The organism is Corynebacterium sp. HMSC068H04 (assembly GCF_001811255.1).
GTDB classification, from domain to species: Bacteria; Actinomycetota; Actinomycetes; order Mycobacteriales; family Mycobacteriaceae; genus Corynebacterium; species Corynebacterium hesseae.
This window is the reverse complement of the sequence record NZ_KV803985.1, coordinates 51,568-64,273: the sequence shown is the minus strand read 5'-3', so window position 1 is coordinate 64,273 and position 12,706 is coordinate 51,568. Positions and strand designations below refer to the sequence as shown.

General features: G+C 62.2%; 12 protein-coding genes. 6 read left to right on the top strand and 6 right to left on the bottom strand.

Translation table 11 applies throughout. The features are described from left to right. The first annotated feature begins 12 nt into the window (after nt 1–12). Nucleotides 13–645, top strand: coding sequence for an Rv2732c family membrane protein (locus HMPREF2792_RS05035; RefSeq protein ID WP_070531405.1), 633 nt, complete (start codon nt 13–15; stop codon nt 643–645). 50 nt (nt 646–695) lie between these two features. On the opposite strand, the gene HMPREF2792_RS05030 is transcribed toward HMPREF2792_RS05035, so the two are convergent. Then, nucleotides 696–1,772 carry a GNAT family N-acetyltransferase gene (locus tag HMPREF2792_RS05030; RefSeq protein ID WP_070531402.1) on the bottom strand — a complete coding sequence of 359 codons (1,077 nt, stop codon included), beginning with the start codon at nt 1,770–1,772 and terminating at the stop codon, nt 696–698. An 18-nt stretch (nt 1,773–1,790) separates the two neighbouring features. Next, the gene (locus HMPREF2792_RS05025) at nt 1,791–3,107 is read right to left on the bottom strand and encodes a DUF349 domain-containing protein (RefSeq protein WP_070531399.1); all 1,317 of its coding nucleotides are present in this window, start codon (nt 3,105–3,107) and stop codon (nt 1,791–1,793) included. Between the two features lie 131 nt (nt 3,108–3,238). Here HMPREF2792_RS05025 and HMPREF2792_RS05020 point away from each other — a divergent pair, with 131 nt between their 5' ends. Genes HMPREF2792_RS05020 through dapF form a run of 3 tightly spaced genes read left to right on the top strand, consistent with a single transcriptional unit; the run spans nt 3,239 to nt 5,645 of the window. Next, nucleotides 3,239–3,871, top strand: coding sequence for a hypothetical protein (locus tag HMPREF2792_RS05020; RefSeq protein WP_070531398.1), 633 nt, complete (start codon nt 3,239–3,241; stop codon nt 3,869–3,871). Beyond that, nucleotides 3,871–4,797, top strand: a complete 927-nt coding sequence (gene miaA / locus HMPREF2792_RS05015) for a tRNA (adenosine(37)-N6)-dimethylallyltransferase MiaA (RefSeq protein WP_070531395.1) — start codon at nt 3,871–3,873, stop codon at nt 4,795–4,797. The genes HMPREF2792_RS05020 and miaA overlap by 1 nt, the downstream gene beginning before the upstream one ends. A gap of 11 nt (nt 4,798–4,808) precedes the next feature. Beyond that, nucleotides 4,809–5,645 carry a diaminopimelate epimerase gene (gene dapF / locus HMPREF2792_RS05010; protein WP_070531392.1) on the top strand — a complete coding sequence of 279 codons (837 nt, stop codon included), beginning with the start codon at nt 4,809–4,811 and terminating at the stop codon, nt 5,643–5,645. A gap of 17 nt (nt 5,646–5,662) precedes the next feature. Here dapF and HMPREF2792_RS05005 read toward each other — a convergent pair whose 3' ends face one another. Together HMPREF2792_RS05005 and HMPREF2792_RS05000 are read right to left on the bottom strand one after the other, a co-directional pair. After that, the gene (locus HMPREF2792_RS05005) at nt 5,663–6,196 is read right to left on the bottom strand and encodes a hypothetical protein (protein ID WP_070531389.1); all 534 of its coding nucleotides are present in this window, start codon (nt 6,194–6,196) and stop codon (nt 5,663–5,665) included. 21 nt (nt 6,197–6,217) lie between these two features. Further along, a complete protein-coding gene (locus HMPREF2792_RS05000) occupies nt 6,218–7,000 on the bottom strand; it encodes a hypothetical protein (RefSeq protein WP_070531387.1) in 783 nt (260 codons plus the stop codon). Nucleotides 7,001–7,122: 122 nt separating this feature from the next. Here HMPREF2792_RS05000 and hflX point away from each other — a divergent pair, with 122 nt between their 5' ends. Both hflX and HMPREF2792_RS04990 read left to right on the top strand, forming a co-directional pair. Further along, nucleotides 7,123–8,601 (top strand): GTPase HflX, encoded by a 1,479-nt coding sequence (gene hflX, locus HMPREF2792_RS04995; protein WP_070524488.1) that lies wholly within the window; start codon nt 7,123–7,125, stop codon nt 8,599–8,601. A 34-nt stretch (nt 8,602–8,635) separates the two neighbouring features. Continuing rightward, the gene (locus HMPREF2792_RS04990) at nt 8,636–9,916 is read left to right on the top strand and encodes a uracil-xanthine permease family protein (RefSeq protein WP_070531384.1); all 1,281 of its coding nucleotides are present in this window, start codon (nt 8,636–8,638) and stop codon (nt 9,914–9,916) included. A 362-nt stretch (nt 9,917–10,278) separates the two neighbouring features. Here the strand turns inward: HMPREF2792_RS04990 and HMPREF2792_RS04985 are convergent, their stop codons facing one another. Continuing rightward, a complete protein-coding gene (locus HMPREF2792_RS04985; RefSeq protein ID WP_010190265.1) occupies nt 10,279–10,548 on the bottom strand; it encodes an HPr family phosphocarrier protein in 270 nt (89 codons plus the stop codon). A gap of 58 nt (nt 10,549–10,606) precedes the next feature. After that, nucleotides 10,607–12,703 carry a PTS fructose transporter subunit IIABC gene (locus HMPREF2792_RS04980; protein WP_070531381.1) on the bottom strand — a complete coding sequence of 699 codons (2,097 nt, stop codon included), beginning with the start codon at nt 12,701–12,703 and terminating at the stop codon, nt 10,607–10,609. Nucleotides 12,704–12,706 lie beyond the last annotated feature (3 nt).

Genomic DNA, 12,706 nt, shown 5'->3' with positions numbered 1-12,706 from the left:
GGCTCCGATTCTATGAGTGATGACTTGAAGCAGGTGCGCGATGCTGTCGCCGCAGAAAAGCGCGCGGCGAAGACCATCGAACTGGGAAAGCACAAATATGCGCTCATCGTGTCTGTCGTGGTGTGGGTAGCGTATCTGGTGTTGCCTTATGCCGGTGATGCCCGTGGATGGGAAGCACTCTTCGTAGGCGGAACCGCCGAGGGAGTGCGAATTTCACTTATGGAGACCGTTAGCGCCTGGTTAGCGTTGGGTGGCGTGGGAATTCTGACTACCGCTACGATCCTTACGCGGCGGACGTCTGTGGCTCTCGCCGCATGGATGATGGTGACCATCTCCTTTTTCGTTAACTTGTGGGGATTCTGGTACCGCGGCGGTGCCGCTGAGGGGGCATCTATTGGCATGTACGTGGGCGCTGTGTCTACGTTGGTGGCCTTCCTGGTGTACTGCCAAGTGGCGTTGCGCCGCAGCCCTGAGCAGCTAGCCGCCGCGGAGCGCGTGCGGGAAGTCTCGGGGCAGCTTGACCACGTGGGTGTCTTGCAAAACGAAGCCGCGACCGAACTGCCAGCGGAACAGAACCCGCTGCTTATCGACGACCGTCGCTCACGCGCCGCCGCACGTCACCAGAGCCAGCCGGGCGAAGAATAAGCACTCCTCCATTCGTGTTGTGGAGTGCATGGCTACACCGACTGCTCCGTTTACACGGTGAGCTCGTAGGCGCTGCTGGCGGAGATGACGTGCGCCCCAAGGCGGGCATACAGCGCGTTCATCGCTGGATCGGCCTGGGCCACTGAGCAGTACGCACGGCGAACGGTGGGCCAGTGGTGCGCCACTGCGTACTGAGCGTGCTGTTTGGCGCGCGTGGCGAACCCGCGACGTCGGTATTCACGGTCGGTCACTGTGAGCGTCCACTCGCACACCTCGGGGTCTGCATCGCCGTGGCGGGAGAGTTCCGTGAGGGCGACGACTTTACCTTGGTCGAGAATGCCCACGAGCAGAGTGTGCGCATTGCGGGAGCGCAGCCGGGCGTGGGCCTCCTCGAGGCGCTTCCGCGTCCACACGATGGGCTCGACGCTCAAGTCACCATAGACCGCGTCGGTGGAGGCGAGGGTGAGCAAGTGGAGGACGTCGTCAAGCAGTGCATCCGGAATGTCATAGTCCGGCCACACCTGCGCTCCGAGGACCGGGGAGGTGGCAGCGATGTCGATGTACATCTGGCGCTCGGCGTGCTTCTGGCGAAAGCCCAGTTCGAGGTAGGCCTGCGACATCGGGTCGTATGAGCGGTCCGCGTCCGGCGGGTACAGCATGCCAACCTGGGCATTCTTGCGGCCTAGCTGGCGGGTAAGGCGGAGGGCTTCGCGCGCCAAGGTCCGCGTGACCTCGAGGGCTTCCGGCTCCAGCTCTTCCCCAGGCAGCGGGAGGAGATCGGCGGCGAGGACGCACTCGATGTCGGCGTTATCTGTCTCTTCCAAAAGTGGAAGCGAGATGTGGATGAAACCGTCGAAGTCAATTTCCGGGCTGGGCTCGGCGGCCGAAATAACTGGCAAGCCCAACTCTCCAGCTGGGCCCAAGACGGAGTCTGTCAGACCAAAGAGGTAGGTGAGTGACTCCGTAGAACCTTGGAGACGCTGGAGCACGCGACGCGGAGAGCCACTGGCCGCGGGATCACCGCTGGCCTCTTGCGCGGCAAGGTTAGCGTCGAAGACGAAACTGCGGAGACAGTCAGCCGGCTCAGCGTGTGCCAAGCCCGGCGGGGCGACGATGTGAACGAACACTCAGGCTACGCGGCGCGCTTACTTGCCGTTGACAGCAGCCGCGGCGGCATCCGCGAACTCCTGCCACTGCTTGGCCTGGGCACGCAGATCCTCTGCCTTCTTGGTATTGCCATTGACCTCAGCTGCTTCTGCTTGAGCGGTGAAGTCATCCACCTTGGCCTGGAACTGAGCCACGCGGGCCTGGGCCTCCGGATCCGTCCGGCGCCACTCTGAATCCTCGGCATCGCTCACGCGCTTTTCCAGAGCGGAAATCTTAGCCTCGAACTCGCGCACCTGATTGCGTGGGACGAAACCAATCTCCTCCCACTTTTCTTGCAGCTCTCGCAGCTTGGCCTTCGCCGCGTCGAGCGACTTGGTGGGATCAATCTGGGAGTCATATTCCGCAATGAGTGCGTCCTTGGCGGCGGCGTTCTCAGCGAACTGCTTGTCGCGCTCATCGTTGACGGCGTTGCGGGCGTTAAAGAAGTGGTCCTGCGCGGCGCGGAAGCGGGCCCAGAGCTTGTCATCGATATCGCGCGGCGCGCGGCCAGCGGCCTTCCACTCCGTCATGAGATCGCGGTAAGCGCGCGCCGTCTCACCCCAGTTGGTGGATTCCTTGATGGCCTCTGCGCGCTCAACCAATTCTTCCTTCTTGGCGCGGGCAGCAGCGCGGTTTCGGTCGAGCTCAGCAAAGTGCGAGCCGCGGCGGCGGTTGAAGGAGTCGCGGGCGCGGGAGTAGCGCTTCCACAGGGCGTCATCCGTGTGACGGTCGATGCCGCGGATCTGCTTCCATTCCTCGAGGATGGCGCGGATCCGGTCACCGGCGGCTTTCCACTCCGTCGAGTTGGCGGCGATGTCCTCGGCCTCTGCGGCGAGCTTCTCCTTCTTTGCGATTGCCTCCTCGCGGCGGCGGGCCTTATCGGCCTGTGCTTGCTCGCCGGCTTCGACGGAATGCTCGATGACGGTGCCCAGGCGCTGATCCAAGGCTGCAATATCACCAATCACCGCCTGCGTGGGCAGGGATTCCCGCAGCTCTGCCGCGGTAGCCTTAATCGATGCTGCATCGCCCGGATGTGCATTCAGGCGGGATTCCAGCAGCTCGATCTCGGTAGACAAATCATCGTAGCGCGCGCCAAAATGCGCTAGGCCTTCTTCGGGAGTGCCCGCCTGCCATTCACTGATCTTGCGTTCGCCCTCGGGTGCTTTGACATACACCGAACCATCAGCATCAACGCGGCCCCACTGAGTGGGATCGTTCTTCACGGGCTGCACCGGGCGAGCTGCCGGGGCGGACGGAGTTGGGCCGGGACGAGAACCCTTGCGGGGCATGGCTCCAGGGGAAGGAATAGCGGACATGGTAGGAAACCACCTTCGGTACTATCGCGCCGCGCGACACGGCTGCCAGAACTTATGTCACACAACACTACCGTTTCAGCCGCGCAGCCGCGTGTTAACCCCGAAAAACTAACCTTATAGGATGGGAGTCGATGCAGAATCTCATGATTATGCCAGCCTCACCGGCCTTGGCGGAAGAACTCTCACCCAGCGATGATGCCTCGCGTGCGCTGCTCAGTGCTGCGTGCGAGTTGGCCCGTGATGCCGCACGCGTGAGCGGCAGCAGCCCCCTCCAGGTGGACATTGTGGGATCGCGCGATGTGCGCTGGCGTACCGAGCACACAGGGAGCTTGAAAGCATGGGGAGCACCGCAGGTCAACGTCGGCGGCGGGAATTTCCTTCCGGAAATCATGGCCCGCTACGTGCTTAGCCGTGCGCTTAATCTCACTTCCGATAAACCGGGCTCCGTGGTGGAGGATTCTCGCGCTGAGCTCGGTGAGGTTCGCCCCGGGCGCTTGACTGTGGTCTGCGTTGACGGTTCGGCCGGCCTGACCGAGCGCGCGCCGCTTGCGCTTGTCGATGGCGCACGGGATGCACACCTGTGGTGCGAAAGCATCCTAGCGGGAGGGGAAGGCCACTGCGACGAAGAGCGCCTCCGTGCTGCCGGTGTGCTCGAGACGAGCCTCTGGGCGCAGCTGGCAAGCGTGCACCCGCGTCACGCGGAACTGCGGGCGGCGGATTCAACCCTGGGGGTAGGACGCTATGTGGCGGGGTGGCAGTGCTGATGACTCATACTCACCCTCACGCGCCAACTCCCATTGCAGTGGTCGGCCCGACGGCCTCCGGGAAATCAGCGCTCGGGGTAGCCCTGGCCCACGAGCTCGACGGGGAAGTTGTCAACGTCGACTCGATGCAGCTCTACCGGGGCATGGATATTGGCACAGCCAAGCTGACAATGGAGGAACGCGAAGGCATTCCGCACCATCAGCTCGATGTGTGGGACGTGACGGAAACGGCGTCGGTAGCGCGCTATCAGGCCTCCGCCATCGCGGATATTGACGGCATCCGTGCACGCGGTAAAACCCCGATTCTGGTGGGCGGCTCCATGCTGTATGTCCAATCGCTCGTGGATAACTGGCAGTTCCCACCCACTGACCCGCAGGTGCGGGCCCGCTGGGAGGCCCGGCGTCAAGAGATTGGTACCGATGCTCTGCACGCGGAGCTGGCCGCTGTGGACCCAGCGGCCGCAGCCATCATCGAGGACAAAGATCCGCGCCGCACCGTGCGCGCGCTGGAGGTTATCGAGCTTACTGGGAAGCCCTTCAAAGCCAGCCAGCCACCGAAGAATGCTCCGCCCCGGTGGGGGACGATAATCCTCGGTCTGCGCACGGATTCCAGCTGGCTGAACCCACGCATTGAGCTGCGCAGCCGCCTCATGTTCGATAAAGGGCTCGTGGAGGAAGTTGAAAACCTCCAAGCCCACGGTCTGAAGGCTGATTCCACAGCAGGCCGGGCGATCGGTTACGCACAGGTGCTGCAAGCCCAGCGCGGCGAGCTGACATGGGAAGAAGCAGTGGAGCGCACCATCACCGGAACCCGCCGCTATGTGCGCCGCCAGCGCTCCTGGTTCAACCGCGACAAGCGGATCCAGTGGCTCGATGCTGCGGCCGAGACGACGCCGCAGGCATTGCGCATCGTGGAAGGACAGTAGACTTTAAACCTATGAAGTTTGCTAAAGGCCACGGAACTGAGAACGATTTCGTCATTGTGGAAGGAACAGAGGCGCTGCCGCCGGAAAAGGTAGTGGCTCTGTGTGATCGTCGTGCGGGAATCGGTGCGGACGGCGTGCTGCGCGTTATCCGCGCCGGTCAGCTGCTTGCCAATGGGGAGATTGAGGAACTCGCGCCGGGTATCGCTGCGGAGGACTGGTTCATGGACTACCGCAACGCAGATGGCTCGATTGCGGAGATGTGTGGCAACGGCACCCGGGTCTTCGCGCACTGGGTCCGCTCCCGGGGGTTGGTGGATACGGATACCTTCACCGTGGGCACACGCGCCGGAGCCAAGCAGGTGACCGTGCACTCCTTCAACGACTCGGCGGCCGAAGTCAGCGTGGAGATGGGTCCAGCACAGGTGCTCGGCGTCTCCACAGCGTCGATGGCGGGGGAGAGCTTTGCCGGCCTTGGCGTAGACGTGGGAAATCCCCATTTGGCGGCGGTTATCCCAGGCCTTAGCGCAGAGGAATTGGCTGGAAAGCGCCTCGAGCAACCGGTATTTGATACGGATTTCTTCCCGGCTGGCGTCAACCTTGAGCTGGTCACGCCCTTGCGGGATGGAACGGTTCACATGCGCGTCTTCGAGCGCGGCTCGGGTGAGACTCGTTCGTGCGGCACCGGAACGGTGGCGGCAGCGTGCGCCGCGCTTGCCGACGCCTCCCGCATCACCGGCAGCGTCCGCGTCATCGTCCCCGGCGGCGAGGTCCAGGTAGAAATCACCGAGGACGGCTCCACGCTGACGGGCCCTTCGCGCATCGTGGCAACTGGTGAAACGTCACTATAGGGCTTTCAGGACGGCGTTTAGCGTCCGTCCTCCTTTTCGTAATTGGTACCCAAGGCCAAGGCAGCGCGGCGGGCGGCGAGCCAGGCTTCTTTGAGCTCGGCGGCGCGTTCATCGGCTACCTTGAGCAGGGATTCAAGCTCACTTGTCTCGGCATTCGGCGAGTTTACTCGAGCATCGAGGCGGCGTAAGAAGCGTTGCGCGCCATGCATCTCGTAGTGGAACGCTTCGATGGCGGGGTTGGCGCAGTCGGCGTCGACAAGCGCCGGGCGGTGCAACGTGCGGTCGGCGAGAGATTCTGCGTCGTCGCTCGTGGCAAACGTCGCGTAGTCCTCAAGCACTCCCGTGATGTCCTCCACGGTGAGCGCAATAGAAGCCCGCAGTGCTGCATGTTCCGAGGCGTTGGGGCGGGCGTCGGCAAAGAGCCACAGCGCTGCGCACACAAACGCGGCGAGGATAACCCCCGGCAGCTTCAGCGTCAGAATCAACACCGTAGCGGTAACCACGGCGAGAAGCAGCGCAAGGCCGCGACGCTGAGATGCGGAAAAACTCATGTGAACTACTCTACGGAAGTTCTAGTGACCGCCGCAGCCGCCGGAGCCGCAGGCGCACCCGCCTTCGCCGCCGCAGCCGCCGGTAGGCAGCGCGATCGAGGCGGTCAGCATTGCCGAACCCGCAAGAACGGAATCCTTTACCGGGAGGTCTCCAAAGCTCTCGGGCAAGCAGAGATCGAAGGGGAACGCACCATCCATGACCAGATGCATGAAGCGTTCACCGGTGAGCTGGTTGTGGCGCCACTCGGATTCCATGACCCGTGCTGCAAAGGTGCAGCCCGGGGTGGGGGTTTCGGCACCGGAGCCAGCCGCGACAATGTCCGCGCCCGCGGACTCAAACGTGGCCGGGTAGCTTCCTTTCGCTGCTTCGTAGGCATCTGTGCTGTCGAATGCGGAGACGTTGAGACCCATCGCAGTGAGCTCTACTTGCTGCCACTGCTGGGTGTCTTCGTCAGCGAGGAGCGGGCCCTGCGCCAGATTTGCCGTCGCCTGCGCGAGCACGTTGCCGAAAGGATCAATGATCTCCAGGAAAGCCAAGACATCATTAATCATCGACACGTGGGCGAAGCCCTGGGTAACGCCCTCGAAACCAATGAAGGTGGCGAAAGGCTCGACGGCGAGGATATTGAGTTGCGCGCCGGAAGGATCCGCGAACTGGATAAGTTGTCCCCCGCGAACCTCCCCGGTCACTGCCAGTTGATTGGTGGAAATGGCTGCCTCAACGGCGTCCTGCCAGCGCTCGTAGTTAAGGCCGATGGCCTGCATCTCTGGGTGGGAGGTTTCTTTCACGGTCATGCGCACCATTGTATCTGTCGCAGAGGGGACTCAAAAACCATCGCTGATACGTCACCGCGCTGCGGCAGTTCGTGGGAACAGGAAGCGGAGATTCCCAGTTGAGAGGGGCAACGTGCAAGAATAGGGAGCATATGACAAAAGAAACCCATGATGATCTCCTCGCGCAGGCTTTTGGTGAGCCCGCGCCCAATTCACAGGAGCCAACTACCGGTGATCTCGACCTTGCGGAGCGCAACGCCTTCCGGCGAGTAAACCGTGAGACCACCATCCGCGCGGAAGACACCACCGATGGCTACGAGGTGGAGTATCGAAAGCTGCGCCTTGAGCAAGTGGTGCTCGTGGGAGTGTGGACCGAAGGTACCGTGGCCGAGGTTGAGGCCACGATGGCGGAGTTAGCCGCTCTGACGGAAACCGCGGGAGCCGAAGTCGTCGAAGCCTTGTACCAGAAGCGAGATAAACCGGATCCGGGCACCTATATCGGTTCGGGCAAAGTGAACGAGCTCAAGGACATCGTGGCTGCTACTGGCGCGGATACCGTGGTGTGCGATGGCGAGCTAACCCCAGGCCAGCTCTCTGCCTTGGAGCGTGCGCTCAACACCAAGGTCATTGACCGCACCATGCTCATCCTGGATATCTTTGCGCAGCACGCCAAGTCCAAGGAAGGCAAGGCCCAGGTCTCGCTCGCGCAGCTGGAATACCTCTATACCCATACCCGTGGTTGGGGTGGAAACCTCTCGCGCCAGGCGGGCGGCCGCGCCGGCTCCAACGGTGGCGTGGGCCTGCGTGGTCCGGGTGAGACCAAGATTGAGACGGACCGCCGCCGCATCCGCACGCAGATGGCCCTGCTTCGCAAGGAGCTTAAGGCGATGAAAACGGCACGTGAGATTAAGCGTTCGCGCCGTGCGTCATCGACGATCCCTCAGATCGCCATCGCCGGCTACACCAACGCTGGCAAGTCCTCCCTCATTAATGCAATGACGGGTGCCGGCGTGCTGGTGGAGGACGCGCTCTTCGCGACCTTGGATCCCACCACTCGCCGCGCCGAGCTTGCCGATGGCCGCCAGGTCGTCTTCACCGATACCGTTGGGTTCGTGCGCCATCTACCCACGCAGTTGGTGGAAGCCTTCAAGTCCACCTTGGAGGAGGTCCTCGCAGCAGACCTGATGCTGCACGTGGTGGACGGGTCGGATCCCTTCCCGCTGAAGCAGATTGAGGCCGTCAACCAGGTCATTTATGACATCGTGAAGGAGACCGGTGAGGAGGCACCGCCGGAGATCGTCGTGATCAATAAGATTGACCAGGCCGATCCGCTGGTGCTGGCGGAACTGCGTCACGTCCTCGACCGCGACAACGTTGTGTATGTCTCCGCCAAGACGGGGGAGGGCATTGATGAGCTCACCACGCGCGTGGAGCTGTTCCTCAACTCTCAGGATGAACACGTGCGGCTTCTCGTGCCGTTTACCCGCGGGGACGTGATCGATCGCATCCACACCCAAGGCACCGTGCGCGGCGAGGACTACACGGGGGAGGGCACGCTTGTCGACGTCCGCCTGCCAGCTTCCGTCGCCGCCGAGCTCAAAGAATTTCGAGTTTCTGACCAAGACGCTTAGGTTTCGGTGCTCGCGTGAGCCATAATTAAGGCTCGTGAGTAGTTTTGGCTGGGCCGTCCACGGGGACGGAAAGACGATTAAGCCGGGCGCGGTTGTCGCACCCGAAGAACGATTGAGCTGGGGCCGCACCATCGGCATCGGCATGCAGCACGTGGTGGCCATGTTTGGTGCGACGTTGCTCGTGCCCACCCTGACCGGATTCCCGGTCAACACGACGCTGCTGTTTTCGGGTTTGGGAACGATTCTGTTCCTCCTGATTACCCGCAACCGCTTGCCTTCCTACCTGGGCTCCTCATTCGCGTTCATTGCGCCGCTGAGCGCCTCCCAGCAGTACGGCATTGGCGCGCAGGCAGGTTCCGTCCTCGTGACTGGCCTGGTCTTGGTGGCCATTGGTCTCGCGGTGAAGGCGGCGGGCCGAAAGGTCCTCGACGCTGTCATGCCGCCGGCCGTCACCGGTGCCATTGTTGCGCTGATCGGCCTCAACTTGGCTCCCAATGCAGCCACCAACTATTCGAGCCAGCCGCTGGTTGCCACGGTGACGCTGGCGGTCATCATCCTCGCCACTGTCGCTGGGCGGGGCATGGTTTCGCGTCTGTCGATTCTGATTGGTGTCGTCGTCGGCTGGGCTTTCGCGGCCGCCACGGGCAACCTCGGTGAGGGCGCGGTGGAGTCTATCCGCGAGGCGGCTTGGATTGGCTTCCCGCAGTTCCATGCGCCGGAGTTCCACGTTTCAGCCATCGCGGCAGCACTTCCGGTGTTGGTCGTTCTGATTGCTGAAAATGTCGGCCACGTTAAGGCGGTCTCTGAGATGACCAAGCGCGACCTCGATGATCTCGCTGGCGATGCTCTCATCGCGGACGGCCTGGCTACCTCCCTGGCCGGTGGTTTCGGTGGTTCCGGCACCACAACCTACGCGGAGAACATTGGCGTTATGGCCGCCACCCGCGTCTACTCGACGGCCGCCTACTGGGTGGCTGCTGTTACCGCTATCGCGCTGGCCTTCATCCCGAAGTTTGGCGCGCTTATCTTCACCATCCCCACCGGCGTGCTGGGCGGTGCTTGCATCGTCCTCTACGGCCTCATCGGCATGCTTGGCGTGCGCATCTGGATGGACAACAAGGTCAACTTCAACAACCCGGTGAACCTTACTGCGGCGGCAGTGGCGCTCATCGCGGGCATTGGCAATCTCACGCTCGACGTCTTCGGTGTGACGCTCGAAGGTATTGCCTGGGGCTCGGTTGGCATCATCGTGCTCTACCCGGTGATGAAGAAGCTCTACGGCACCATTGGTGAGGGACGCGGCGCGAAGTACTAGAGGCGCTTCCGCCGATTAGCGAGGATAAGGGACCGGAGTAAAGGCACCTTCTGGACGCTTATTTACGCAAAACCCCAGGTGAATGTGTGCAGAAATCTGCATAAGGTGCTTGTACTTCGGTCCCTCTGCGGTATGAGGCAGCGCATCCACATGGTTCTACTCACATGGTTCGGGTCAGAAGGTTTTCTTGGGGTCAAGTGAACCTTCTAGGCACCTCTATATGGTTTCCTTGCCCCCAACAAAACCGTTTGAGTAGAGCCCGATGACTAGAACCATTTGCTAGACAACCAAGCAACGAAAAGCTCCCGCCACCCTCATCAAAGAGGGAAGCGGGAGCTGCCGTTCTATAAACGGAAAGTGCTTTAGGAAGCGTCGAGGTCCTGCTCGATAAGGCCAGCGATCTTCTCGACAGCTGCCTCGTTCTCGGAGGTCACGGTGACTTCGTCGCCCTGCTCGGCGCCGAGAGCCATGATCATGAGGGAGGAAGCAGCATCGGTCTCATCCTCATCCTCATCGCCAACAAGGGTGAGGAAGATGTCCTCATCGAACTCAGCGGCAGCGTCTGCGATGATGGAGGCCGGACGTGCGTGCAGTCCGACGGAGGAACCAACCTTGACGGTCTTAGAAGCCATGATGATAATCCTTTCGAATTACGGTATTTCGTGCTTACAAGTGTACGCGGGTTAAGGGTTAGGCGGCAGCCTTGGCCATGTCGGCCTTCGCTGCAGCCTCTTCAGCAGCCTTGTTGGGCCAGAATCGCTTCATCGCGATGACCGCGATGGTGGACACGATGACGCCGGCAAGGATGGCCACGAAGTACGCCCACGCAGGTTCGATGGCGAAGATAACGAAGATTCCGCCGTGCGGGGCGCGAGACATGACGTCAAGGGACATCGACAGCGCACCAGTGACCGCGCCACCGAGCATCATCGAAGGGATGACACGCAGCGGGTCGGCGGCAGCGAACGGAATGGCGCCCTCGGAGACGAAGGACAGGCCCAGCAGCCACGCGGACTTACCATTCTCCTGCTCCGCAGGCGTGAACAGGTTCTTGCGTACGAAGGTAGCGATCGACAGCGCAATCGGCGGAACCATGCCGGAGGCCATGACGGCGGCCATGATTTTCATGGAGGCCTCGTCGCCCGTGGACAGGCCAGCGGTGGCGAAGAGGTAGGCAGCCTTGTTGACCGGGCCACCCAGGTCGGAGCACATCATCAGGCCGAGGATGATGCCCAGAAGGACAGCGGAGGAACCAGACATCGAGGACAGCCAGTTCTGCAGGCCCTCCATGATGGCGGCCAGCGGGGCACCGAGAAGCAGGTACATGAGCAGGCCAGTGATCATCGTGGCGAGCAGCGGGATGATAACGACAGGCATGAGGGAGCCGATCCAACGCGGTACCTTCCACTTGCCAATCCACAGCGCAACAAAGCCAGCAATGAGACCTGTGACGAGACCGCCGATGAAGCCAGCGCCGAGAGTCACGGCAATGGCACCACCCGCGAAGCCCGGCGCGATGCCTGGGCGGCCTGCCAGCGCGAAGGCGATGTAGCCGGAGAGCGCCGCGACGATGAATCCCATCGATGCTTGACCGATGGCGAAGAGCACGGCGCCGATGTACAGGGCGAACCCTGCCTTCTTGAAGGTCATCATTTCGCCGTCGACCATGACGTCATGGCCCGGCAAGTTGGTCAGCGAGTAGTCGGTGGTGATGGCCTGCCACCCATTAGCCATGTCATATCCGCCGAAGAGGAATCCCAGTGCCAGGAGGAGGCCGCCCGCGGCAACAAACGGAACCATGTAAGAAACGCCGGTCATGATGGCTTGCTGAATACGCTTGCCCCAGCCCAGACCCTGGCCATCTTCCTCAGCGCTAGAGGAGGAAGCGCCGGCAGTTCCTGCCACCTTGTGCGCGTTGGGGTTCTTCGAGGCGGCGATGGCCTCATCGATCATCACGCCCGGTTCGTTGATGGCGCGCTTGACGCCAGATTCGATGACCGGCTTGCCGGCGAAGCGCTCACGGTCACGAACGCCCACGTCGGTAGCGAAAATCACGGCGTCGGCAGCCGCAATCGTGTCTGCCGAAACAGAGGTGTTGTTGGAGGACCCCTGGGTCTCCACGGTGAGCTCGACGTCGTCGCGTTCCTCGGCGGTTTGAGTGAGGGCGTCGGCAGCCATGTACGTGTGAGCAATGCCGGTCGGGCATGCGGTGACGGCCACAATGCGCGTCTTCTTCGACTCTGCAGCCTTGCTCGAAGCAGAAGCCGCTGCCGCTGCACTCGCACCTGCAGTGGATGCTGATTCGGTGGCCGCAGCCTTCTTCTTCGGCTTTTCTGCGTTGACAACGTCGAGGACGAGGGAGACGATCTCTTCTTTGGTCTTCGCAGTTCGAAGGGCTTCCAGGAAGTCCTTCTTCACCAGCGCGCGAGCGAGCTTCGAGAGAATCTTCAGATGGGCCTTGCCACCGCCTTCCGGAGCAGCGATGAGGAACACCAAGTGGGCGTCACCGTCGGGGCCGGAGAAGTCGACCCCGCGCGAGAGACGGGCGAAGGCTAGGGTGGGTTCAGACACGGCAGCAGAGCGGCAGTGCGGGATGGCAACGCCGCCGGGGACACCGGTGCCGGCTTTGGCTTCACGCGCGATGGCCGGGCCTGCCAGCTCGTCCACGGAGGTAGCGCGGCCGGTGTCGTGAACAAGCGAGGCCAGATTGGTAATGACTGATTCGATGCTGTCACCGAAGTCGGCGTCGAGCGCCACGAGGTCGGTGGTGATGAGTCGTGATGACATCGG

Bases quoted from the DNA above. Each gene is read 5' to 3' on its own strand.
- HMPREF2792_RS05005 (WP_070531389.1), bottom strand. From the start codon at position 6,196: ATGAGTTTTTCCGCATCTCAGCGTCGCGGCCTTGCGCTGCTTCTCGCC.
- miaA (WP_070531395.1), top strand. From the start codon at position 3,871: ATGACTCATACTCACCCTCACGCGCCAACTCCCATTGCAGTGGTCGGC.
- HMPREF2792_RS05035 (WP_070531405.1), top strand. From the start codon at position 13: ATGAGTGATGACTTGAAGCAGGTGCGCGATGCTGTCGCCGCAGAAAAG.
- HMPREF2792_RS05025 (WP_070531399.1), bottom strand. From the start codon at position 3,107: ATGTCCGCTATTCCTTCCCCTGGAGCCATGCCCCGCAAGGGTTCTCGT.
- HMPREF2792_RS05020 (WP_070531398.1), top strand. From the start codon at position 3,239: ATGCAGAATCTCATGATTATGCCAGCCTCACCGGCCTTGGCGGAAGAA.
- HMPREF2792_RS05000 (WP_070531387.1), bottom strand. From the start codon at position 7,000: ATGGTGCGCATGACCGTGAAAGAAACCTCCCACCCAGAGATGCAGGCC.
- HMPREF2792_RS04980 (WP_070531381.1), bottom strand. From the start codon at position 12,703: ATGTCATCACGACTCATCACCACCGACCTCGTGGCGCTCGACGCCGAC.
- dapF (WP_070531392.1), top strand. From the start codon at position 4,809: ATGAAGTTTGCTAAAGGCCACGGAACTGAGAACGATTTCGTCATTGTG.
- HMPREF2792_RS04985 (WP_010190265.1), bottom strand. From the start codon at position 10,548: ATGGCTTCTAAGACCGTCAAGGTTGGTTCCTCCGTCGGACTGCACGCA.
- hflX (WP_070524488.1), top strand. From the start codon at position 7,123: ATGACAAAAGAAACCCATGATGATCTCCTCGCGCAGGCTTTTGGTGAG.